The sequence below is a fragment of the Anatilimnocola floriformis genome (assembly GCF_024256385.1).
Classification (GTDB): domain Bacteria; phylum Planctomycetota; class Planctomycetia; order Pirellulales; family Pirellulaceae; genus Anatilimnocola; species Anatilimnocola floriformis.
The window spans coordinates 2,166,044-2,189,187 of record NZ_JAMLFW010000002.1 but is presented as its reverse complement, the minus strand read 5'-3'; the positions used below and the strand labels follow the sequence as shown (position 1 = coordinate 2,189,187).

General features: G+C 59.9%; 21 protein-coding genes. 13 read left to right on the top strand and 8 right to left on the bottom strand.

The features are described from left to right. The first annotated feature begins 337 nt into the window (after window positions 1-337). Window positions 338-1,243, top strand: a complete 906-nt coding sequence (locus M9Q49_RS33265; protein WP_254513621.1) for a hypothetical protein — start codon at window positions 338-340, stop codon at window positions 1,241-1,243. Here the strand turns inward: M9Q49_RS33265 and M9Q49_RS33260 are convergent. Both M9Q49_RS33260 and M9Q49_RS33255 read right to left on the bottom strand, forming a co-directional pair. Continuing rightward, the gene (locus M9Q49_RS33260) at window positions 1,233-2,720 is read right to left on the bottom strand and encodes an ABC transporter permease (RefSeq protein ID WP_254513620.1); all 1,488 of its coding nucleotides are present in this window, start codon (window positions 2,718-2,720) and stop codon (window positions 1,233-1,235) included. The two genes, M9Q49_RS33265 and M9Q49_RS33260, sit on opposite strands and share 11 nt — an antisense overlap. Before the next feature lie 18 nt (window positions 2,721-2,738). After that, window positions 2,739-3,788: a thioredoxin-disulfide reductase gene (locus tag M9Q49_RS33255; RefSeq protein WP_254513619.1), complete on the bottom strand. Its 1,050-nt coding sequence runs from the start codon at window positions 3,786-3,788 to the stop codon at window positions 2,739-2,741. A 299-nt stretch (window positions 3,789-4,087) separates the two neighbouring features. On the opposite strand from M9Q49_RS33255, the gene M9Q49_RS33250 reads away from it, so the two are divergent. The 5 genes from M9Q49_RS33250 (at window position 4,088) to M9Q49_RS33230 (ending at window position 10,181) form a co-directional block, all read left to right on the top strand. Further along, window positions 4,088-5,377, top strand: a complete 1,290-nt coding sequence (locus tag M9Q49_RS33250; RefSeq protein WP_254513618.1) for a PP2C family protein-serine/threonine phosphatase — start codon at window positions 4,088-4,090, stop codon at window positions 5,375-5,377. A 31-nt stretch (window positions 5,378-5,408) separates the two neighbouring features. Then, window positions 5,409-7,271 (top strand): hypothetical protein, encoded by a 1,863-nt coding sequence (locus tag M9Q49_RS33245; RefSeq protein ID WP_254513617.1) that lies wholly within the window; start codon window positions 5,409-5,411, stop codon window positions 7,269-7,271. After that, window positions 7,268-8,932 (top strand): outer membrane protein assembly factor BamB family protein, encoded by a 1,665-nt coding sequence (locus M9Q49_RS33240; RefSeq protein ID WP_254513616.1) that lies wholly within the window; start codon window positions 7,268-7,270, stop codon window positions 8,930-8,932. Before M9Q49_RS33245 ends, M9Q49_RS33240 begins: the two co-directional genes overlap by 4 nt. Window positions 8,933-9,175: 243 nt before the next feature. Continuing rightward, on the top strand, window positions 9,176-9,427 hold the full coding sequence (locus tag M9Q49_RS33235; RefSeq protein ID WP_254513615.1) for a hypothetical protein: 252 nt from the start codon (window positions 9,176-9,178) through the stop codon (window positions 9,425-9,427). A gap of 73 nt (window positions 9,428-9,500) precedes the next feature. Continuing rightward, window positions 9,501-10,181, top strand: a complete 681-nt coding sequence (locus tag M9Q49_RS33230) for a DUF2293 domain-containing protein (protein ID WP_254513614.1) — start codon at window positions 9,501-9,503, stop codon at window positions 10,179-10,181. 97 nt (window positions 10,182-10,278) lie between these two features. On the opposite strand, the gene M9Q49_RS33225 is transcribed toward M9Q49_RS33230, so the two are convergent. From M9Q49_RS33225 to M9Q49_RS33215, 3 genes are all read right to left on the bottom strand, one after another. Further along, the gene (locus tag M9Q49_RS33225) at window positions 10,279-10,695 is read right to left on the bottom strand and encodes a hypothetical protein (RefSeq protein ID WP_254513613.1); all 417 of its coding nucleotides are present in this window, start codon (window positions 10,693-10,695) and stop codon (window positions 10,279-10,281) included. 214 nt (window positions 10,696-10,909) lie between these two features. Continuing rightward, on the bottom strand, window positions 10,910-11,497 hold the full coding sequence (locus M9Q49_RS33220) for a hypothetical protein (RefSeq protein WP_254513612.1): 588 nt from the start codon (window positions 11,495-11,497) through the stop codon (window positions 10,910-10,912). Next, entirely contained in the window at window positions 11,478-11,855 is a 378-nt protein-coding gene (locus tag M9Q49_RS33215; RefSeq protein ID WP_254513611.1) for a hypothetical protein, read from the bottom strand. Before M9Q49_RS33215 ends, M9Q49_RS33220 begins: the two co-directional genes overlap by 20 nt. 152 nt (window positions 11,856-12,007) lie before the next feature. Here M9Q49_RS33215 and M9Q49_RS33210 point away from each other — a divergent pair, with 152 nt between their 5' ends. The 7 genes from M9Q49_RS33210 (at window position 12,008) to M9Q49_RS33185 (ending at window position 18,526) form a co-directional block, all read left to right on the top strand. Further along, window positions 12,008-12,532, top strand: coding sequence for a chemotaxis protein CheX (locus M9Q49_RS33210; RefSeq protein WP_254513610.1), 525 nt, complete (start codon window positions 12,008-12,010; stop codon window positions 12,530-12,532). Between the two features lie 45 nt (window positions 12,533-12,577). Beyond that, a complete protein-coding gene (locus M9Q49_RS33205) occupies window positions 12,578-12,817 on the top strand; it encodes an addiction module protein (RefSeq protein WP_254513609.1) in 240 nt (79 codons plus the stop codon). Then, complete coding sequence (locus tag M9Q49_RS36265; RefSeq protein WP_390845492.1) at window positions 12,807-13,097, top strand: type II toxin-antitoxin system RelE/ParE family toxin; 291 nt, start codon at window positions 12,807-12,809, stop codon at window positions 13,095-13,097. The genes M9Q49_RS33205 and M9Q49_RS36265 overlap by 11 nt, the downstream gene beginning before the upstream one ends. Before the next feature lie 135 nt (window positions 13,098-13,232). Beyond that, on the top strand, window positions 13,233-14,522 hold the full coding sequence (locus M9Q49_RS33200; protein WP_254513608.1) for an outer membrane protein assembly factor BamB family protein: 1,290 nt from the start codon (window positions 13,233-13,235) through the stop codon (window positions 14,520-14,522). A 13-nt stretch (window positions 14,523-14,535) separates the two neighbouring features. After that, window positions 14,536-14,916 (top strand): hypothetical protein, encoded by a 381-nt coding sequence (locus M9Q49_RS33195; RefSeq protein ID WP_254513607.1) that lies wholly within the window; start codon window positions 14,536-14,538, stop codon window positions 14,914-14,916. Between the two features lie 88 nt (window positions 14,917-15,004). Next, window positions 15,005-18,193 carry a c-type cytochrome gene (locus M9Q49_RS33190; protein WP_254513606.1) on the top strand — a complete coding sequence of 1,063 codons (3,189 nt, stop codon included), beginning with the start codon at window positions 15,005-15,007 and terminating at the stop codon, window positions 18,191-18,193. A gap of 120 nt (window positions 18,194-18,313) precedes the next feature. Continuing rightward, a complete protein-coding gene (locus tag M9Q49_RS33185; RefSeq protein ID WP_254513605.1) occupies window positions 18,314-18,526 on the top strand; it encodes a hypothetical protein in 213 nt (70 codons plus the stop codon). Window positions 18,527-18,537: 11 nt separating this feature from the next. Here M9Q49_RS33185 and M9Q49_RS33180 read toward each other — a convergent pair whose 3' ends face one another. The 3 genes from M9Q49_RS33180 to M9Q49_RS33170 form a co-directional block, all read right to left on the bottom strand. Further along, entirely contained in the window at window positions 18,538-19,416 is an 879-nt protein-coding gene (locus tag M9Q49_RS33180; RefSeq protein ID WP_254513604.1) for a transglutaminase family protein, read from the bottom strand. Window positions 19,417-19,430: 14 nt separating this feature from the next. Continuing rightward, on the bottom strand, window positions 19,431-21,989 hold the full coding sequence (locus M9Q49_RS33175) for a circularly permuted type 2 ATP-grasp protein (protein ID WP_254513603.1): 2,559 nt from the start codon (window positions 21,987-21,989) through the stop codon (window positions 19,431-19,433). A gap of 125 nt (window positions 21,990-22,114) precedes the next feature. Continuing rightward, entirely contained in the window at window positions 22,115-23,089 is a 975-nt protein-coding gene (locus tag M9Q49_RS33170) for an alpha-E domain-containing protein (RefSeq protein WP_261365349.1), read from the bottom strand. Window positions 23,090-23,144 lie beyond the last annotated feature (55 nt).

The window sequence follows — 23,144 nt, the reverse complement described above, 5'->3', positions numbered from 1 at the left end:
CGGCGAAGCCCAAGACTTCAACGCCAACGGCATGGGCAACGATGAGTTGTTTTAAGCGGTCGCTGAAGTAACGTCTTAAACCGCTTCAACCCCTCACCCCAACCCTCTCCCCGGAGTACCGAGGAGAGGGAGCGAAAATCGCTTCGGCGTGAGTTCGGCGAACGCCGGAGTTTCGCTGGCGCTTATTCCTGGGCGCGCGGATGGTATCTTCCATTCATCGACCGCGGAGCGGTCGACGACTTGTGCGGGCCACGTGGTGGTCACTTACAATGTCACGACCGCTCCAATTTCTGAGGTCTGAAGATTCAACATGTCAAATACATTTGTTCGTTGCTGGATGTCATTGCTTCTGCTCGCTGCACCGCTCGTCGCTGCCGAACCAGACGCGCCGCGCGAGGCCGTAGTTGATCCGATCAAGACGTTGACCGATCTCGGCGGTCAGTTTCAACCGGCGATGGGGGCTGAGCCGACGCAGTTGTCGTTTCGTGATTGTTCGAAACTAGGCGAGGCGGAATTCAAGCTCATCAGCGGTCTGAGCAATTTGAAAAAGCTCACTCTCTACGGCTCGTGCAAAGGTTTGAATAACGAAACCATGCCGTTGCTCACGAAGCTGGCGAACCTGGAAGAGCTCAACACCGACGGCATCTCAGTGACCGACGACGGCTTGAAGCCGCTCGCGCAGCTCGCCAATCTGAAGGCCATGAGCTTCTTTCATCCGTCATGGGGGAGCAAGGAATTCATCGGTACCGGCGTCGCTCATTTCGCGCCGATGACGAAACTCGAACGGCTGACCATCGCCGGTTCGCCCTTCAATGACGAAGGGATGGCCGCGGTCGGCAAGCTGACGCAGCTGACGAGCTTCAGCACATGGCACACCTTTCAAACCGAAGCTGGCAATCAGCACCTGCTGCCGCTGAAGAATCTCAAAGCGTTACGCCTCGGCCAACGACTGCGGAAGTACGACGGCAAGCCGAGCCCGCCGAGCTTGAGCGATGAAACGCTCGATGTGCTGGTGCAAATGAAATCGCTCGAGAATCTCGGCTTGGATGAGGCGAAGCTGTCGCGCACCGCACTTGCGAAGCTGCACTCGCTGCCGAATCTGAAAAAGCTGTCGCTCGAGCGAATCGCCATCAGCGTGGAGGATATTGAGTTGCTCAAAAAAGATCTGCCGAACGTGACGATCGATTTCAAACCGATGACGGAAGAGCAGGCGAGCGCGCTGGAGAAAATGATTAAGCCGTAGCCCGCGCGGTAAAACTGCGAACCGCGATGGCCAGGCCAGCGAGCAAGGTCATCAGCAGCAAACAAGCGGCGGCGACCTGATCGTCGACGCCGGAATGGACCAAGCCGAAGATGCGTCGGGCGACTGTGTCCATGCCGGGCGGAATGACCAGCAGCGAGCAACTGACATCGCCAAGCGCGATCGCCACGGCGAATCCCCAAGCGGCAGCGAGCGCCGGCCAGCGCTGCGGTAGCACGATTTTCCTGAGAATCGTCCACGGCCCGCAGCCATCAAGAGCGGCTGCTTCTTGCTGACTGCGATCAAAGTGTGCGATTGCATGCCAGACAATGAGCAGCAGAATCGGCAGCGATCGCGCCGCTTGTGCTAGCGCCGGCGCCGCGATCGTTCGATCATAGAGATAGGTGAAGCCGGGAATCTCTCGCCGATTGAGCACTTGAATCACCCCCATCCCGACGAGCGGTCCTGGCGTGGCGAGCAGGATTACGGAGATAAGTCCCACGATGAGCAATCGCCAACCGCCGCTGCGCGCCCACCAGGCAGCGGTTGTCGCGATGAATAGCGACAAGCTCGCGGCCACGGCAGCGGTGAGTAGCGTCCACAGATATTCTCGATGCATCGTGCGCACGGTGCGCCACAGAGAGCTGCCGAAGTGCTGAAAGCTCCACTGCCGCGCCAGATGATTTTCTTCCAGACGCAATTGCAATCCGGCTTGTCGAATCAAAACGAATAACGGCACGCCGGCGAGGAATAACAAAAAAGTCCAAACGACAAGTGTCGCCAAGCGACCTTTCGACCAGTCGATTCGCCCCGGCGAAGTGGTAGGAAAGTCAGCCGTCAGCAAAAAGTGGGCGGCGAACATGCCGAGCGCGAACAAGCCGCCGACGACCACGAAGCCCGGCAGCAGATAAATGGCCGAGTCACTTGCGTTGAGGGCCAGCTGGTTGTAGATCCCCTCGGTGACCGTTGGCACGAGGTAGACGTTGGTCACAGTCATGTCTTGCCAGGCGGTGACCATGGCCAGGCTGCCGGCGACAACCATCCAAGGAGCGAGTCGCGGCAGGATCACGTGCCAGAACATCGTCAGCGGCGGCGCTTCGAGCAGCGCGAGTTCTTCTTCCTTGCGCGGCAACTGTTGAATACCTGCCGCGATCACAACCGTCGCCCAGGGAACGGCAGCGACTCCATGCACCCAGGTGGACGCGGCAATGCCGCTCAAGAACGCTTCGGGCGCCATGCGGCCGTACCAACCGGTCCAAGCGCCGACGGCATCCCAGCCGGCGAGTTGCACATAGAGGGGCGCGAACAGCAGCAGGGCCAATACAAACCACGCGGCCCGCAGACCGACAACCGGCGCTCGCATCAAGAGAACAGCGAGCGGCAAGGCAAACGCAATTGCAATCGCCGCCGAGCCGACGGCGAGCAGCAGCGACAGCTTGAGCTGTTGCAGCGCTGCCGCCGACATCAAGTGCTCGATCATCGGCGATTTGGCTTCGTATTAGAGGCCTTCGGCGGCGAGGAACCGTTCGGCATCGAGGGCTGCCATGCAGCCGGTCCCTGCCGAAGTGATGGCCTGGCGATAGTAATCGTCGGCCACATCGCCCGCGGCAAACACACCCGGCACGCTCGTGTAGGTGCGGAAGGGTGTGCTGTACTTGATGTAGCCCTTCTCGTTCAGCTCGAGTTGGCCCTTGAGGAACGCCGTGTTCGGCGTGTGGCCGATCGCCACGAACAGGCCAGTCGCGGCGATCTCGTCGCGCGTGCCGTCCTGATTGTTCTTCAGGCGGATACCGCTCACGCCAGTCTTGTCGTCGCCGAGGACCTCGTCGACTTCGCGGAAGAAGTGGATCTTGATCTTCGGGTTCGATTCGGCGCGGTCTTTCATGATCTTCGACGCGCGGAATACGTCGCGCCGCATCAGCATGTGAACGGTCGAGGCGTACTTGCTCAAGTAGGTCGCTTCTTCCACGGCTGAGTCGCCACCGCCGACAACGACCAGCGGCTTGTTGCGGAATCGCGGCAACGCACCATCGCAAACGGCGCACGCGCTCACGCCCCGATTCTTGAAGCGTTCTTCCGACGGCAGGCCGAGGTAATTGGCCCGGGCGCCGGTTGAAATGATGATCGTGTGCGTTTCGACGGTTTGACCTTCCGACGACTTCACCACGAATGGCCGCTTGCTGAGATCGACCGAAACGATGTCGTCGGTGATGATCTTGGCGCCGAAGTTGGTCGCTTGCTGCCGCATCAGGTTCATCAGCTCAGGGCCCGTCACCGCGTGCGGATGTTCTTCGATCATGAATTCGTTCTGCCGATCCTCAGGGATGGCCGATTTGATGTAACCAGCCAGGTTGCCCGAGGGAAAACCCGCATAGTTCTCGACTTCCGTCGTCAGATTCAGCTGGCCGAGGGGGAGTGTGCCGGCGATGCGGTTCGATTCGGTAATGGCCCCTTCGAACACGATGGGATGCAAATTGGCCCGCGCTGCATAAATGGCTGCCGACCAACCGGCAGGGCCGCTTCCGATGATTACCACATGCTCGGGCATGAATTCGTCCTGAAAAAATCGTGTCTTTGCTGGGAAAAGTTGTTCTGTGATTATAGGAGCGGCGGCCGATGCGGGGAGTGGGCGGGCGGCAGCCTGTGGAGATGGGGCGACCGGGCGATGGGATTGCAGGATCGGACACTTTGTCCGGTTCATAGGCTCACCCGATCGCCCAATCACCTCATCGTCTGCTCACGCAATAAAACGCCGCTCGCTCCCACGCCTCGAACTGGTTAATATGAAAGGGAAGTCCGCCGCCGGGGCGATGGCGGACCAACAGGCATCTTCGCCAGGAGATTGCGGTGGCTTTTGATTGCGGCGTGCAGACGGCTTCATTGACGAACGTCGGCATGCGCCGAAGCGTCAATCAGGATTCTTACGTTCTGATCGTCGCCGATACCCACGAATTGTGGCAGCAGCGGGGCCATTTTCTAATGGTCGCCGATGGGATGGGCGCGCACGCAGCCGGCGAACTTGCCAGCAAAATGGCCGTCGAGAGCAGCCCTTACCTCTACAACAAATATGTCGACATGTCGGCGCCGGAAGCCCTGGAACGGGCCATCCGCGAAAGCAACACCGCCATCCATAACCGCGGCACGGCGAACACCGACTTTCACGGCATGGGAACAACGGCCAGCGCGCTGGTCCTGCTGCCGCAGGGCGCCGTCTGTGCCCACGTCGGCGACAGTCGTATTTATCGCCTCCGCGGTAGTCAGCTGAATCAACTTTCGTTCGATCACAGCCTGCAGTGGGAATTGCGAGCCTCGGGCCAATTGACCGAGGGAAGCGAGCTTGCCGCTGCCGTGCCAAAGAACGTGATCACGCGGTCGCTCGGCCCGAATGCCAATGTGCAAATCGATCTCGAAGGGCCGCACCCGATCGAAGTTGGCGATGTCTACCTTCTTTGCAGCGATGGTTTGACGGGCCGCGTCGAGGACAACGAGCTCGGCACGATCATGGGTTGCCTGCCGCCGCACGAAGCTGTGAAGGTTCTCGTCGACCTGGCCAACCTCCGCGGTGGTCCTGACAACATCACGGTGCTCATCGCCAAAATCGTGAAGCCCGATGCCGCCACGGCCGGCAACCAATCGCCGCCGCTGGTGCTGGGTGGCAAAAAAGATCTCAAGCCCGTGAATCCCATCATCTGGATCGTGGCTGGTGTGTTTGCCTTGGCCGCCGTGCTGTTGCCGCTGCGCAGTTTGTATATTCCCGCCGGCGTTTCGCTGTTGGCAGCGCTCATCGCGGGCATCTTCGGATTAGTAAAGCTTTACAGCGGCTATTCCAAGGGAACGCAGCTGACCGGCAATCGCCGGTTGGGCAAAGGCCCTTACACTTCGACGCCTTGCGGTCCGACGCCGGCCTTCTTCAGCAAGATTCAACACACGGCAGCTGAATTGAAACAAGTCGCCGTCGACGGTCATTACAACGTCGACTGGGCCGAATACGACGAACTGCAACGCAAAGCCGTGGCCGCTCAGCAGGCCAATCCGGTCGATGCGGTTCGCCAGCTTTGCAAATCGATCACGTTCCTCATGAACGAGCTCCGCACGCAGCACAACCGCAAGACGAGCGATTCGGAGATCAAACTGTAAGTCGCAGCGCCACCTCTTTCCCTGCCCACCGATGCGCCATTCTTCCCACAGCGCACTTGTTTTGTTGTTCGCCGCAATGCTGATCGCGGCGACTGGGTGTTGGCGTCAACAGCAGGTGACCGCGCCGCCTCCGCCGGTTGTCGTAAAGCAAGCTGTTGAAGAACCGAAAACGGTTGTGGAAGAGCCGGTGAAGCCCGCGCCGATGGAGGCTGCCGTTGAACCACCGGCACCGCCGATGGAACCGGCTCCTCCTGCACCGCCACCAATCCCTGCCGAGAAATTTCTGCTCCTCGCGCCGCGCGGGCCGCTGGTGGTGGAGTTCGAGATCTGGATCGATGGCCAACCGCAATCGCAAGTCTTCGGCCAGCTGCTCGATGAAGTGCTGAAGCTCGCTGATACCGACGGCGACGGCCAACCGATGTGGAAGGAAGTCGTCAGCAGCCCAAAGTTCCGCTACGGCCAATTCGGCAACTTGCCGTTCGAACGCGAGAACGCGCCGAAGCAAATCATTCAGCAGTACGACACCAACGGCAACGGCCAGGTCGATCGCGCTGAGCTGCCGCGGTTCCTCACCCGCAATGCCGGCGGCGCGCGAGCCTTTTCGCTGCGCAGCATCGAACAATTCCACGGCCGCAACCGCCGCGGCAGTCCCACTTGGAAAGCGCTCGATGTCGATGGCGATGGTGAGCTGACCGCAGCCGAACTGCAGCAGGCCTTTGCTCAACTGAAGCTGCACGATGTCGACGATGACGAGATTCTCGTGCTCGATGAACTGCGGCCGACCGTCGATGTCGACCCCGCCAGCGTCAACCGCGTTCGCGGTCAGATGGGACACTTCGCGCGGATTCTGGGCGAGAACGCCGATTGGGATTCGATTCGCAACGCGCTCGAGCAGCAATACGCGCTCGGCGGCAATTTGGGCGTCGACGACTTTCTGCTGATGGGAGAGGTCTTTCAGCAGCTCGACCAGGATCACGACGGCAAGCTCTTCAAGAAGGAGTTTGCCGAACTCAACAACGTGGCGGCGCATCTCCGCTTTCGAATCGACTTCGGCCTGGCCGCAAAATCCGATCAGGCGGAAAAGGAGGCCCCGAAACCGCTCGCCATCAAGCTGATTTCGTCGCGGCTGACGCCCCAACAGACCGGCGGGGCTCCGCCGCAGGTGCTAGAGTTGTCGGGCCGAACCTTGCTCCGCTGGCCGGGCGTCACCCTCACCTTTGTGCGGAACGATACCGTGGCCACCGTCGACTACGAAGCCCAGGCCCAGCAAGGGTTGACCATGTACGACGCCGACGCCAACGGCTATCTCGAAGCCAAGGAAGTCAACGAACAGGTGCAAGCCCAGTTCGCCCGCTTCGAAGCTCTCGATAGCGACAACGACGGCAAGGTTTATCCGGGCGAGATCGCAGCCTTCCTGCGGCAACGCCAAGGGGCCCAACGAGCCCAAGTTCACGCCCGCGCGCAAGATCAAGAAGACGCACTCTTTCTCGCGCTCGACCAGAACAACGACGATCGGCTTGATGCTCGCGAGCTCGAATCAGCAGCCGACGTTTTGAAACAACTCGATGCCAACGCCGACGGCAAACTGACCGGCGATGAACTCCCCGGCGCGGTTGCCGTCATCGTCGCTCGCGGCAGCATCGAGAATGCAAATCAGCTGTTCACCTTCACGACCGCCGAACCTCCGCCCCCGGTCGGCAACTTGCCGGCCTGGTTCACCGCGATGGATACGAGCCGCGATGGCGTGATCAGCGCTCGCGAGTTTTTGGGAACCGCCGAACAGTTTGCCGCGCTCGACAAGAATCAGAATGGATTGTTCGAGCCGAGCGAAATTCCTGCCGTGGCAGTCCAAGAAGCGCCCGCCGAACCTGCCGCGGAAAGGAACGCACCATGAGCCGAGCCTGTCGCGGCTGGTTGTTGCTGTGGTTGTTGATTCCAGCGACTTGCGCCGCCGAGAGTGACTTTGGTCCGCTGATCGATCTCATCGAGCGGGCGACCGATCCTCCGGGCGAGCTTCGCTTGAATACTGGCACGCTCGCCGAAATGCAACAACTTCCCAGTACGCCGGCCGCGGCGGCAGAGTTGCTGCGCAATCGCGCGAATCATACGAGCGAGCAGCGGACCGGCTGGCTGCGCGATCTCGATGCCGACGACTATCGCGTGCGCGAAGCTTCGATGCAGCAGCTAATGCAACTGCCGCACATTCCCCGTGAGGAATGGAAGCAGCAGATCGCCACGGCAGGCCCCGAACGTCGCTGGCGACTGCGGCGGATTCTCGATCGGCACGAAATGGAATCGACGCACGTTTATCGGGCTGCGTTGCAGCTGCTCGCGCAGGATCCGAGCGTGCTCCGCGATAGCGATTGGCTGGCCGCGGCAATCATTCTGGAACGGGCCGATCTGCGCGATGAGTATGTATCCTTTCTCCGTCAGCATGTGACGGCTGCGCTGGTGCCCCAGTTTCGGCAGGCAGCCAGCGACGAGCGATTGGCTTCGCGATTAGCGGCTGCTGTCGTTCTCAGTCGCAGTGCCGACGAAGTCGATCAGCCGTTGCTGGCCAAACTCCTCAGCGACAAGCAGGATGAAGTCTCGTTCCTAGCGGCGCAGGGAGTTGCTCAGCGTGGCGACGCTCGCGCGCTGCCGGTGCTCATTCGCTTGCTCGATTCGACGCAATTGGAAATTCGGAGTCAAAGCGCCACCTGGCTGTGCGGTTTGACCGGCCAGGAGTTTGACTATTCGCCTTATGCCGCCGCCGCCGATCGCCACGCTGCCATGGCTCGCTGGCGCGATTGGTTAAACGGTCCTGGCGCAACAGCAGCAATTCAACCGCCGCAGCGCATGGCCGTGCCGGGCCGCGGCAATTTGAATGGCCACACGCTCGTCGCGACTGGCGGCATGGGGAAGATCAGCGAAGTCGATGCCCAAGGGCAAGTGCTGTGGCAACGGAGCATGCAGGCCTGGAGCGCCGAGAAGGTGCCCGGCGGCAACGTGCTGATTGCCTCGCACTGGGAAAACCGCGTGATAGAAGTCGATGAGCGTGGCCAAGTGGTTTGGCAACTCGAAGGAGTGAACGCGATCCGCGCCAAACCTCTGCCGAGTGGTCATGTGCTGATCGCCGATTTCGGCGGCAACCGCGTTGTCGAAGCCAATCGCAACGGCACGATCGTGTGGCAACAGGCCACGCCCGATCAGTGCTTCGACGCCGAACGCCTCGTCAGCGGCAACACCATTTTCGCTTGTCCCAATCTGATCCGCGAAGTTTCACCCAGCGGTGCGAGCGTGCGGCAATGGACCATCGAGGGACGGATCAACAGCCTGCAGGTGCTGCCCTCCGGTCGCCTCCTCACCGCCAACTATGGCCAAGGCCGCGTTGTGGAACTCGACGAGCAAGGGCAAGTCACTTGGGAATACAAAATCGCCCGCCCCAGCGATGCGTTCCGCCTACCCGGCGGCAGAACGCTCATCACCACCGCAGAGCAAATCATTGAAGTCGATCTGCAAGGCCGGCAAATCCGGCAAATCTCCGCAGCCGTGAATGGCGGCGCCCGGCAGTAGTGTCGTCCTCACGCTCCGCGTGGGGTAGGGACGGGCGATTGGGAGATGGGGTTGAGTGGGGAGAAAAGATTTACTCCCTCTCTTCGATACTCCGGGGAGAGGGTTGGGGTGAAGGGCTGCGGCGGATTTGACGCCTTCCTTGAAGAAAGTAAATCGTAAGTTCTCTTCGTCTCGATATACATGTCATAAGGACGGTCCCGCGCCAGGATGGCTCCCTCGCTCCCTTCTCTCGAGTCATCCACCATGTGGCGCGCACTCTTTCTCGCTCTCGGCATTTATGCCTGTATCTTCGGCGGCGAATGCCTGGTCGTCGAATCCTACGTGATGGCCGGCGAATCGCCGATGACGCCGCCGGGGCAATCGTCGCTCTTTCAAAGTAGCACGCCCATTATGGCCAATCGCGATTGGCGGCCTGCCGAATGGGCCCCCTGGAGCTTGCTCTCGACCGGTGCGATCGTGATCCTCTATTCGATCACGCTCAACCGTGGCGGTTAAGCCAATCCGGCAAACTCCACCCCCGCGGCGGTGGTTGTCGGCTTTGTGCACTCCTTGTAAACCTAAAGCAGCAATGCCCAAGAATTCCATCGTCGTTGCTCCCGGTCCCGCCGATCGAACGGTGATCACTGCCGAAGGCCGCGTGCTGACCGTGCCGGCCGATTGGGAACTGTTGCCGCCTGGCGATCCCGCGCTTACCCGCCGCGTAAAAGCAGCTGGCCAAACCTGGGCCCTGCAAGAGAAACGGGGCCGGAAGATTTTCTCGAAGGGCCTGTGGTGCTCTTCGAAAGATGTGGCCACGATTCGCGCGCAACTGGCCATCGAACGGGCCGATCCCAAGTATGCTCGCAAGCAAGCGGCAGCCGCGGAGAAGCGCGCCGGAAAGCAGGCCGACTACGTCGAAAACTTCCGCGGCGCTGTCTTATCGTTCTTGCGATTTGCGCCCGTTCATCAATCGCTGGCTGAACGACTCGCCACGGCGATCACCGAGCATGCCACGCCCGTTGGTAGCGGCACTGTTGCGCGGACCGAACGGATCCCGATCGAGGAACGAGCTCAAGCCGCGACCATCGCCTGGATGCGCCATCAAACGACGGCCTACGATGAAATGAAGATCGCCCGGATCAAAGGCGAACGCCGCGCCGTCCGCCGAGAACTCGCCGAGCAATCGCGGCAACTCCTCGATGGCTACCGCCGTGGATTGCCCGCCGCGGCAGGTTGTCCACTGCAAGCAGCATTGAACGCCAAGGGCTAAACGCTCTTTCTATAGCTGAATTCGCCAGAATCCAGACCTGGCAAATGGAAACCGGCTATCTGAATTCTGGCGAACTCAGCTACTTTCAGATGAGCGATTACTTCGCCTTGGCCACTAGTGTTTTGGGCGAACGAAGTTCCCTTCGCCGTTCTTTGGGAAGGAACTCCCGCTCGGTCAGTTCGGGGTCGTACTGAGTCCACGACTCGCGGATCGTTGGGGCGCTGATCTTCCGCAGCAAGTCGCCGTCCTGCCAGATCGCAACGTAGCCACCCGATTGCCAGTTGCGCTGCGGCAGCTGGGCGTTGTTCTTCACCATCCGCCAGGCCCGCAGCTGGTAGCGGCCGTCGTCATGACTCCAGTCGTAGAACAACAGCTGATCGAAAACCAGCCGGCCTTGGTCGTCGTAGAAGTGGTTAACCTCTATCAGGTCAACACGTTCAGTAGCAACATCTTCGCGAGGAGAGATAGCGAAGGAAGAAAGTGCAAGCGTAACGGTAAGGAACAAGGGATTCACCGGTCACCTCCTTTTAGGGGTGATAGAGTTCTGTTGGCGGTGAAGCCCGGGCTGACGCGTTATCTTCTTCTATCGGATATTCAAATCCGCTGCAACATTAAAATCAGCCAGACAGATACTGATTCCCTCAAGTTTCGCAGATTCGCCAGTGTGAACGCTAGCGAAGGCGACTTTGCACCACAATGAAACTACCTTTGTGGCAGAATGAACTCCGTTAATTGGATCCGGGAAATCCTGAATTTTTCCCGCTGAAATCGTCAGCTTCGAGCGGAGCGCGGTGGGTGTAGTTGATGATTTTCCATTTTCCGTCGGTGTCTTGCTCAAGAGTAAGCCTGATGATCCGGCGTGGGGCGCCGGTATAGGGCTGTCCCTGATAATTGAAGCTTCCTTTGGCCGCGACATAAAACTCGGTCACGGCTGTTTTGGGTTTTGCCGCGGAGTCCACCTTGGTTTCGATGATCTGCGTGATCCGGCAATCCTCGAAGGTGTAATTCGGCAGTTCCGCGCGAGCCTGCTCGTCGAGCGCGGTGGCTTTGGGGTGAATCGACGCGTAAACGGCGTCGCGATGATTGGCCTTTAGGTTACGCGCGATTTTGACCAGCGCTTCTTGGATGGCTTCGCGGTCGGAAATCATCAATCGCTCGGCGATGATCAGGCCAATGAAGAAGATGACGAACCCGGCAGTTGCGTAGAGCGCTTCTTTTCTGCCCGTCGAGATCCAAGCTACGAACGCACCCAAGCAAACCACGCAGCCGAAAAACGCGAGTAAGAACGGGTTGTATTCATTGTCCAGGATCCACATGAGAAGCGTCCGCCGGAGAGGATGGAGGAGATGAGTTTGCTGAGCCGCGCCGCGATTGCCAGAAGAGCAGCCAGCCGCCGATGGTGAGGACCGCGAGAACGATCCACAAGGGTCCGAGCGTAATCAGCGTGTTCTGCGGCGTCGAGAGTTCGACGGTCGGTTCCTGTCCGTTGAGCCTTTGGGCAGCGCGAGTGCGGGCTTGAAACTCCCGCTCGATCTGTGCCTGGCGTGTTCCAAACTTGGAATTGGCAACCACGAGCGCGATGAGCGCGGCGGCCCCAAAGACATAAGCCCAAAACCAAGGCGAATCGGTCAGGCTGGGGCGGGAAGCGTCGGTCGTCGGCTGAGGAGAGGACATGATGTCCAGAATAACCGCGCCGCTCGGCAAAGTCTGCCAGGAACGAGGACGTTGCCGCGAAAGGCCGACGATTTCGCCGAAAGCGGCATCATGCTGTCGACGCCAGAAGGGCGAACAAGATAGAAGACCGCTGTTATCCGAGGAGTTTTCGCATGTCGCTGCTCGCCGAAATGGATGTTGTTCAGGAATTGGCCGATCCGCACCTGGTGCGGGCCTTGCGCGAAGCCGTCGACAGCGCGCTGATGATGTGCGCCACGCAGGCTCGCTGCGTGGGCATCTCGCGCGTCCCCGGCCGCGAAGTGGGGAAGATCACTGGCCTCATCGGCGTGCATGGACGGGTGTCGGGCTTTGTCACGGTCAACCTCGCCGAGCGCGTGGCCATCCGCGCGGTCGAAGGCCTGCTGCAAGACCGCTTCGGTCAACTCACGGCCCAAGTCGTTGACGGCGCCGGCGAGATTACCAACTTGATCGTTGGCGGCATCAAGTCGAACCTGGCCGGCACTCCCTGGAGCTTTTCGCACATCACCATCCCTTCGGTGATCGTCGGCCAGGGCTATCAAATCGCCTACGCCCGCGGCCTCGAGTTTGTCTGCCTCACGTTCGAACATGCCGACGAGCAATCGCTGGTCATCGACGATCGGCTGCTGCAGGTGAGCATCTCGCTGCTGAAGCTGTAGAACGCCTCACCAGTTGCACGTAAAATGCCTGGTGGAGGAAATGCGATGGTAGATTTTAAGGCAGTGCTAGACGCAGCCCGGCAGCTGACGGAAGAAGAGCAGTTGCGCCTCAGCGACATGCTGCGCGACTCCGTCCCAAACCAGGTCGAACCGCTTCATGAGGAATGGGATGCGGAAATTGAACGGCGCGTCTCAGCAGTCAATGACGAGACTGCAGTCCTGACTTCTTGGGATGTTATTCGCGACCGAGCACTGAAGCGCATCGGACCAGTCGATGATCGTTGAGTTCAACGCCGAAGCCGGCGACGAATTCGATCGTGCCACGGAGTGGTACCGCCACCAAAGTGCAAAGGCTGCGAACTCATTCGTACTGAAGGTCCAAGAGGCAATTAGCGGAATCGTGGCGGATCCTCAGCGATTTGAACGAGTGAAACACGGTTGTCAGCGCTGTGGACTACGGCCGTTTCCCTATTCGCTCATTTTTCTCGCTTCGCCCTCGAAAATCATCATTGTCGCGGTCGCACATGGTAGCCGACGGCCCGGTTATTGGCATTCGCGAGTCTAGAATGATTTCCGTTACATTCGCCTCGCTGACCATTGACATCGCTTTAGCCATCAACAGAAATAGAGGATACTGCTTAGGCAGTTCCCTCTCACCTCCCGCCTGCTGTTGCTTCACCATCCGATAGGTCAATCGCTCATGTCCCACCGTCGCGATTTCATGGCTTTGCTCGCCACTTCGTTCGCTTTGGCAGTTCCGCTGGTTGCCTCGGCAGAAAATTGGCCACAGTGGCGCGGAGCCAAGCTCGACGGTATTAGCCACGAGAAAAACTTGCCGGTAACGTTCAGCCCGACTGAGGGCGTGGCGTGGAAGCTCGACATGCCCGGCCCTGCCGGATCGACGCCAGTGGTGTTCGATGACCGGATCTATGTCACCAGTGTCGACAATGACAAGCTGGTGCTGATCGCCGTGAGCACCGACGGCAAGGAGCTGTGGCGGCAAACCCTGGCGACAGGCAACAAGGACGTTCGCGGCGACGAAGGCAACAGTGCATCGCCTTCGCCCTGCACCGACGGTAAACACGTTTGGGCGTTCTTCGCCAACGGTGTGCTCGGCTGCTACACCAAGGATGGTGAACAGGTTTGGAAGATCGACGTGCAGGATCGCTACGGCAAACTAAAAATTGCGTTCGGCATGACCAGCACGCCGGTGATCGATGGCAACAAGTTATACCTGCAGTTGATTCACGGCGAAGGAAATCCCAAGACGCGTGAAGCCGTCATCGTCTGTCTGGACGCCGCCTCGGGCAAAGAGCTGTGGAAGCACGATCGCGAGAGCGACGGCAAAGACGAATGCGAACACTCCTACGCCTCGCCCATCTTGTATCGCGACGCCACGCAGAGTTTTCTCGTGACGCACGGCGCTGACTATGTCACTGCTCATAGCCTGGAAGATGGCCACGAGCTGTGGCGCTGCGGCGACTTGAATCCCAAGGGCAACTACAACCCGACATTGCGGTTCGTCGCGACGCCGGTTGCTGCCGATGGCATTATTGTCGTCCCGTCGGCGAAGAACGGTCCTGTCTATGCCCTGAAGGCCGACGGCAAGGGCGATGTAACCGAAAACGAAAACGCCTATCTCTGGAAGCGAGCTAAAGAAACCCCAGACGTGCCATCGCCGCTGATCGTCGATGGCTTGGTCTATCTTTGCCGCGAGAATGGCAACTTGATCTGCATGGATGCCAAGACCGGCGAGGAATATTACAACCAGCGCACGACGGCGGACCGCCATCGCGCATCGCCCGTTTACGCCGACGGCAAGATCTATCTTTGTGCACGCAAAGGCACGGTCACGGTGGTGAAAGCCGGTAAGGATTTTGAGATTCTCGCCAAGAACGACATGGTCGATTCGATCGCGTCTTCGCCGGCGATCGCTGGCGGACGTCTATATCTGCGGACTTATAAATCGCTCTACGCGATTGGGAAGTAAGCGGATAGCTCGCATGAAGCGAATGCAAATCGGCCTGGTCGCGCTGGCCTTCATTTTCGGCGCGCTGGTCCTGTGGACGATGGGTTACGCCGTGAGCACCATGGCGAACTCTGTATGGGTGATGTTCCGCGTGGGCATCGTCTTGGCCGCGCTCTGGCTCGCCATGCCGCAGCTCACGGCGATTTTCTCGAAAACGCCGAAGTGGCTATTGATCGCGCTGGTCGGCGCGGTCGTCGTGTTCGCCTTGCAACCCAAATTGCTCTGGTGGATTCCGGTGCTGATGCTCGGCGTCTGGCTGATCTATTCTCGTTTTAATTTCGGCCAGATCATCAGCGGCGCTGGTGGCGGGAAAGCTGCCACACGCATTCCGCGGCGGCCGAAGCGGAAGGCCTAGCCTGTTTGAGCGGTGACAGGTGAAATGGCCACTCCTTCGGATTAATCTGTTAAACTTCGGCGACAGATTTTCTCTCCGGAGTTGAGCAATGATGCGGTATTGGATTGTTAGCGCGGCTTGGTTGTTGGTTGGTGCATTCGCGCTGGGCGCGGAATCGAAAGACGGCAAGCACTTCACACAAAAACCCGAAGTCGCCGAAGCGACCGGGCAACCGGCCCCAGCCGAAGTTACCAAGCCAGCCGCGAATAAGGCGTGGGTCACCGAAGGACCCGCGCCGGTTTGGATCTGGGGTGCCGACAACAATAAGAAATACTTTCTCCGCAAGACATTCACCGGCGGCAAGGCGGCCCGGCTAAAGGCCTCGTGCGACAACGTCGTGGTAGTCCGCGTCAACGGCCAAATGGTCCTCCGCTCGAACGAATGGCAATCGGCGACCGAAGTCGATGTGCAACAGCATGTGAAAGCGGGCGAGAATCTGCTCGAAGCCGAAATTGAAAACGAAGGTGGCGCGGCTGCCTTCGTTTTGAAAATGATGATCACCGGCGCCGACGACAAAGCGACCTACATCGTCAGCGACGACAGCTGGGAAATCGCCGAACAGCGCAAAGCCAAGGATTGGGGCAAGCCGCGCGTCGTGGCAAAGTACGGCGCCGGGCCGTGGGGCGAAGTACTCAGCGGCAGCGCTTTGGCCGGCGGTCCGCAACGCGATACATTCAATTTGCTCCCTGGTTTCCAAGCCGAACGCCTCTTTACCGTGCCGAAGGACAAACTCGGTTCTTGGGTTTGCCTCGCCGTGGACGGTAAGGGCCGATTGATCGCCAGCGATCAAGGCAACATCGGGCTCTGTCGCATCACGCCACCGGCGATCGGCAGCAGCGGGGAGACGAAAGTCGAATTGCTCGACATCAAGATCGATGGCAAGCAAATCTCCGGCGCGCAAGGGCTACTTTGGGCTTTTGACTCGCTTTACATCTGCTGCAACGGAGGTCCCGGCAGCGGTTTGTATCGAGCCCGCGATAAGAACGGCGACGATCAGTTCGATGAAGTCGTGAAGCTCAAGGAGTTTCGCGGCGGCGGCGAACATGGTCCGCACGCGCTGCGTCTCTCTCCCGACGGCAAGAGCATCTACGTCGACTGCGGCAACCACACTTCGCCGCCATTCGATCGAACGACAAACTCGCCCGTGCAAACGATGGGCGGCGTGCGGTCAGAGCAACTCCACGCCCAGCTGCCAGAAGGGATCAGCAGCCGCATCGCTCCCAACTGGGACGAAGACCTGTTCACGCCGCGGCAGTGGGATGCCAACGGCCATGCGGCGGGCATTGTCGCGCCGGGCGGCTGGATCGCCAAGACCGATCCCGATGGCAAGACCTGGGAGATGATCTCGGTCGGCTATCGCAATCAGTACGACTTCGCCTTCAACGGCGACGGCGAGATGTTTGTCTACGACGCCGACATGGAATGGGATTTTGGTTCGCCTTGGTACCGACCGACGCGCGTTGTGCATGCTCCGAGCGGCAGCGAGTTAGGTTGGCGGAGCGGCACGGGCAAATGGCCGCCTTACTATGTCGATAGCCTGCCGCAACTCGTCGACATCGGCCCTGGTTCGCCGGTAGGTGTCGAGTTCGGCTATGGCACGAAGTTCCCTGCGAAGTATCAGCAGGCGCTGTTCATCTGCGACTGGACCTTCGCCACGATGTATGCGATTCACATCGAGCCGAATGGCGCGAGCTACAAAGCCACCAAGGAAGAATTCGTTTCGCGCACGCCACTACCGCTGACCGACACTGTTGTTGGTACGGATGGCGCACTCTATTTCACGATTGGTGGCCGTGGCGCGCAAAGCGAACTATTTCGCGTGACCTACGTCGGCAAGGAATCGACAGCACCGATCGAACGCAAAGACCCGCGCGAAGCACAGTTGCGCGCTCTTCGTCGCGAGATCGAGACCTACCATGTCGCCGATCATGCTGCTCCCGAAAAGGCCGCGGCGTTTCTCGTGCCGCATCTGGCTCATGCCGATCGACACATTCGCTATGCGGCGCGGGTGGCGCTCGAGCGGTTGCCGGTTGCTGCCTGGCAGGATCAGGTGTTGAATTCGAACGATACCGAAACGATCATCACCGGCGTTGTCGGCCTGGCTCGTCAAGCCGATGCGCCGCTGCAGCCGCGAATCCTGGCTGCTTTGGAGAAGCTCAGCTACGCCAAGCTCAGCGAATTTCAACGGCTGGAATATCTCCGCGCTTACCAACTCGTCTTCACGCGACTCGGCTTGCCTGCCGACCCGGAGCGCGTGAAGCTCGGCTCCAAATTCGATTCGCTTTTTCCCACCAATTCGAATCCTCACGATCGCGAACTGGCCATCCTGATGGTCGGTTTGAGCTCGCCTCAAGCCGCCACCAAGATCGTGCCGGAATTGACGAAGGAGCACGACTCGGCGACTGCCGTTTCGGAAGAACTGCTGGCCCGCAACCGCGGTTACGGCGGCACGGTGGCTTCGGTCCTCGCCAATCAGGTCGATCAGCAGCAGTATCACTATGCGTTTACGCTGCGAAATCTGAAGACCGGCTGGACCGTCGATCAGCGTTTGAACTACTTCCGCTGGTTTGAAACGGCCCGGAAGAAGAGTGGCGGCAATAGCTACCAGAAGTTTCTCACGAATATCGAGAACGACGCCTTCAGCAACTCCACCGATTCCGAACGTCTCGCCGTCGAAGCCCTCGGCCTTCGCAAGCCTTACGTCGCACCCGAGCTGCCGAAGGCGAAAGGCCCAGGCAAGGATTACACGGCTGCCGATGTCGTCGCGCTTGCCGATGGCAAACTAACGGGCCGCGACTTCAAGAACGGCCAGAAGATGTTTGCGGCGGCGCGGTGCGTCGTCTGTCATCGCTACGGCGGAGACGGCGGCGCTACCGGCCCCGATCTGACGCAACTCGCCGGCCGCTTCAGCTTGAAGGATCTCACCGATTCGATCATCGAACCGAGCAAGGTGATTTCGGATCAGTACAAAGCGACCGTCGTGGCCACCACCGACGGCAAGACGTTCACGGGCCGCGTCATCACCGATCTGCCCGAGAGCATCACGATGGTGATCGATCCCGAGAACGCAGCGAAGATCCAAACGATCAAGAAGAGCGACATCGAGGAAAGTAAACCCTCGTCGGTCTCGCTCATGCCGAAGGATTTGTTGAAGCAGCTAAACGAAAACGAAGTGCTCGACCTGCTCGCTTACTTGCTCTCGCGCGGCAACCCGCGGGATGCGATGTTTAAGAAGTAGGTCAGTATTCGGTAAGTAAAATCAGCCGCAGGGCGCTAGCCCCCGGCTTCCTGCCGACACCGTTTACAAGCCGGAGGCTAACGCCTGGCGGCTGATCGGACAACCGCTGAGAGTTAATAAATGTCCGATGAACTTCGAGACGACTACCAGTTCGACTATAAGCAAGCGAAGCCAAACCGATTTGCAGCGAAGCTACAAAAGGGGGGGCGACTCGTCGTGCTCGATCCTGAAGTTGCAGCCGCGTTTGCTGGGTCGGAAACGGTAAATGCAGTGCTCAAAGCATTGCTGCATACTATGCCCGTAAAGCCAAAAGGCCCTGCAGAAGCGGCGTAGACAACTCCGAATCAATCTAGCATCGGCGCGACATCGACCGCCACGCGCATGCGGTGTTGGCCGCCGCCGACAACCACGCCCTTAATCGGGCAGACGTCGCCGTAGTCGCGTCCCCAGGCGAGCGTCACATGGCCGACGCCGGGGATGACGTTGTTCGTAGGATCGAAATCGATCCAGCCCGCCTCGGGACAAAACGCCGCAACCCAGGCATGCGAGGCATCGGCGCCAACCAGTCGCGGCTGTCCTGGTGGCGGTTGCGTGAGCAAGTAACCGCTCACATACCGCGCCGGCAATCCTAGCGAACGCAAGCAGCCGATTTGCAGATGGGCGAAATCCTGACACACGCCGCGGCGAATTCGCAGCACGGTCTCAAGAGCGGTGTTCACGTTCGTCGCCGCCGGATCGTACTTGAACTCCGTATAAATCCGTCGCGTCAGATCAAGCACCGCTTCGAGCCAAGGCCGGCCCGGCGTGAACGAGGGTTCGGCGAGCGCGCGGAGGGCGGAACTTGCTTGCACGTAAGGCGAGTCGAGCACAAACTGCCGCGCCTCAAGCCACCAGGGTGGCTGACCGATGGCAAAGCGGTCGCGGATGTCTTCCCAGGGCGGCGTGCTGCTCGGCGCGGGTACTTCCGGCGGCGTGACTTGCACCTGGCTGACGGCGGTGACCGTCAAGCGGTTGTGCGGCTGCTCGATGGCGAACTGCCCCGCGTGATTGCCAAAGTAGTCGGTGCGATGATCGGTGTGAGCCGGTTCCGGACGAACCCGCAAGCGATGCTGCAGGCAAACCTGCCGGCGATGATCGCGAGGCCAGAGGCGGATCTCGTTGTGACAGACTGGAACCGCGTCGGAATAATCGTAGATCGTGGTATGCGTGACTTTGTATTTCATGAGTCACCTTCAATCTACGTGGAGGAGGGACGAATCTCGTTGAGCTGCCGCGCCGGACCAGCATGAATCAAATAATTCCGACTGATCTCATCCGACAGTTGCCGCAGTTGCTCGCTATGTCGCAGCAGGAACCGCTCCAGCGATGAACGTCGGCCCTGACGATCGAGATGCGACAGGGCATAGACATCGGCGAGGCGAAGTTGCGTGCAGGTATCGAGAATCAGCCGTTGCTCGGTGCTGCGGAGGAGTTGCCGATTGGAATGCGGCAGGGCATCGACGTGACCGAGGAGCGCGGCGACTTGAAAGCCGACCGAGCGCGGGTTCGTTTCGTCGGTCAGTAGCAAGTCGAGAATCGGTGGCAGCTGCAGCATCGTCAGGTAGCGGTTGCGATAGGTCATCGAGCTATCGCCAATTTCCAGCAGCGCCTCGAGCAGTGAATCTTCATCGGCAGGGGGTTCGACGAGCGCGACCTTGATCACGGTCATCGCTTGCAGCGCTCGTTCGAGACGGCGGCCCAAATCGAGAAAACGCCAACCCGGACCGCGGGTCATGCTTTCGGTGCCCATACCGCTGAACGCCGCCAGATCGAGGATCAAGCGATTGAGCATCGGCAGCGAATCGGTCAGCGACGGCGACGGCTCTTTCCCCTGATTTACCAGCTCTTGGCCGAGGCGATTCAAAATCCGCCAGCTGTCGAGCGACAAGCGATCGCGCACGACGGTCGCAGCGCCGCGCATCGCACTCACCATGCTGGCCAGGCTGTTGCGCGTGGGATCGGAAATCCAACGACTGAGTTCGGCTTCGAGCGCCGCCATCGCCGGCGCGGTGAGCGACGGCCGGAGCGGTGCGGGGAAGGCCATCAATTCGGCAAGCATCTTCAGCAGCGGGCCCATACTCTGCGAACCAGCGAAAGAGGCTTCGCTGGTGAGCCGGGTGAGGGTCGTCCGCAGCACACGGGCGATTCCTTCGAGCCGTTCGACGTGCCGGCCGAGCCAGAACAAGTGATCGGCGACGCGGCTGGGAAGATCGTTGCCGCTGCGTTGCAGCGAGATCATCGTGCCGGCGGGATGGAGCAGCGAAACATTCGCCACCGGGCCGTCGCCCAGAACCCACACATCCTTGCTCCCTTGGCCGCCGAGCGCCGATTCGGCGAGTGGGTCGGAGGAGGTTGAGACGCGGGCCAGGCCGCCAGGCATCACTTCATAGGTATCGCCAGTCGCCACCGCAAACGTGCGGACCGCGACATGGCAGGCCCGCAGCGTACCGCCGGCCCACATCGGGGCCGATGAACCGGTCACGAGTTCTTGAGCGACGTAATTCTGCGGCCGGTGTTTGATTTTCGCGATCCACTCTTCGCGCTGCGATTTCGGAAGCTGGCCACCTGAAATGGCAGTGTGTCGCGCAGAGGGAAAGCTCGGTTTGACCACCAGCTTGTCAAAATTTTCGATGACGTACTGCAGCGACTCGCCGTCGCCGCACCACCAAGTGCGAACGGAGTTGAGCTTCAGCTCCTCGCGCAAAAAGAAGTGCGCCAGCGTCGGCATGAACGGCACGAGGGCGGCCGATTCGACCACGCTGCAGCCGAGAGCATTGGCCAGCAACACGGTGCCACTGCGGGCTGCGTGCGTCAAACCTGGCACGCCTTGCAGCGAGTCGCCGTGGAGTTCCAGCGGATCGCACAGCTCGTCGCGAACGCGGCGGAGGATCACATCGACCCGCATCAGCCCGCCGAGCGTTTTGAGATAAACGTTGTTCTCGCGGACCGTCAGATCGCCACCTTCGACCAGCGTGAAACCCAAGTAGCGCGACAGGTAGGCGTCTTCGAAATAAGTGGGGCTCGTCGGGCCCGGGCTGAGCAACACGATCCGCGGCTGATCGTGAACTCGGCCGCTCGTCTGCAATGTTTCGCGCAGCGTAGCGAAAAATCGCGCAAGACGTTCCACCTGGCAATCGCGAAAGACGTCGGGCATCATCCGCGACATCACCAGGCGATTTTCGAGCGCATAACCAGCGCCAGTCGGCCCACGCGTGCGATCAGCAATCACCAACCATTGGCCGCTGCGGTCGCGAGCCAAGTGGGCTGCGGAAAGATACAAGTAGCGATTGCGAGGAACTGGCAGATCTTTGCAGGACCGCAGGAAGCCCGGATGGGCAAATACCAATTCCGGCGGCAGCAGCCCTTCGCTCAGCAACCGCTGCGGACCATACAGATCGGCCAGCACCATGTTCAGCAATGTCGCTCGCTGCACGAGACCTTCGGAAATGGTGTTCCATTCCGAGGTTGGCAGCAGGAGCGGAACCGCGTCGAGTTCCCACGGTCGGGCCAGGCCGGCGGGATCGCCGTGAACGTTATACGTCACGCCGTTTTCGCGGATCAGCTTGCGCGAGGCTTCCCAGCGGCGGGCGATTTCGGGGCTGCCGAGTTGGGCGAGGGCGGGAACGAACTTTTGCCACTGCCCGCGGAGCGTGCCATCGGCTCCCAACAGCTCATCGTGAACCTGCTGGTAGGGAACGTACCCCTGGAGCAGATCTCGCTGCACGTGAGCTTCGCTGGTTACCGCACCCGGCGACATAGTTTTCTGGAAAGAGATGTTGGCGGGAACAGCGACCGACTTACGTGACTGCCAGCATAAGGGTGATAGCGAACGCCGGACAAGAGCAGATTGCTACCGAGCCGGCAACCGACCAGAATCTATGGTCATTGAGTCGACATCTCTAACGAAGATGCCGGTGGTTCCGCGAAAAACGTCTCGTGAATCGCGGCGCCGACGGCGTTCAACTTGACCTGGAAGTCGTCGATGAACTCGTGCAGCCCGCCGTCGATAATTTCGCGGATCTGCGAATAGTTCACATCCGCCCGCAACCGCCCCAGCCGTTGTTCGGCAGAGTTGTAGATGCGGTCGTCGCGCCGGCCGAAGATGGCATTCAGCGACTTTTCGGCTTCGATCAGGCAGTGATGCATCGCGCGGGGAAATTCCCGATCGAGAATCAAAAACTCGGCGACATCTTCGGGCGAAATCCGCCCATGCCGCTTACGATACATTTCCAAGGCGCTGGCCGATTCCAACAACGCGCCCCACTGAATCGTGTCGATGTTGGTCCCCACATCGCCAACGTTGGGGAGCAGGATGAAGTACTTCACATCGAGAATGCGCGAGGTCTTATCGGCCCGTTCGAGCATACGGCCGAGATGCGCGAAGTGCCACGGCTCGCCGTGCGACATCGTGCCGTCGGTGATCCCTTCGACCAGATGGCTGGCCAGAATGATCTGATTGAAGAACTCGTAGGGGCTTTCGAGGATCGTCTGGTCGTTGGCTGCGGCCCGCACGCTGAGGAAGAACTTGTTGAGCTCTTCCCACATCATCGACGAGATCATTTCGCGGACCGTGCGGGCGTTTTCGCGAGCGGCGCGGAGGCACGAGATAATCGAGTTGCCGTTGTTCGAATCGAAGGCAAGAAAGTCGATGACGTTCCGCTGGTTGTACTCGCCGTAGAGCTCTTCGAAGCGTTCTTGATCGCCGGTCGTGTAGATCAGCGGCGACCACTGGTTGTGCGTGGCTGCGCCGAGCTCGATCGAGAGCTTGAGATTGACATTGATGAACCGCGCAACGTTCTGCGCCCGTTCGATGCAACGGCTCATCCAAAAGATGGAATCTGCGACTCGACTTAACATGTCCCCCGCCTGGGAATTGCCGATGGCAGATTTTTGATTGCAGATTGAAGGCAAG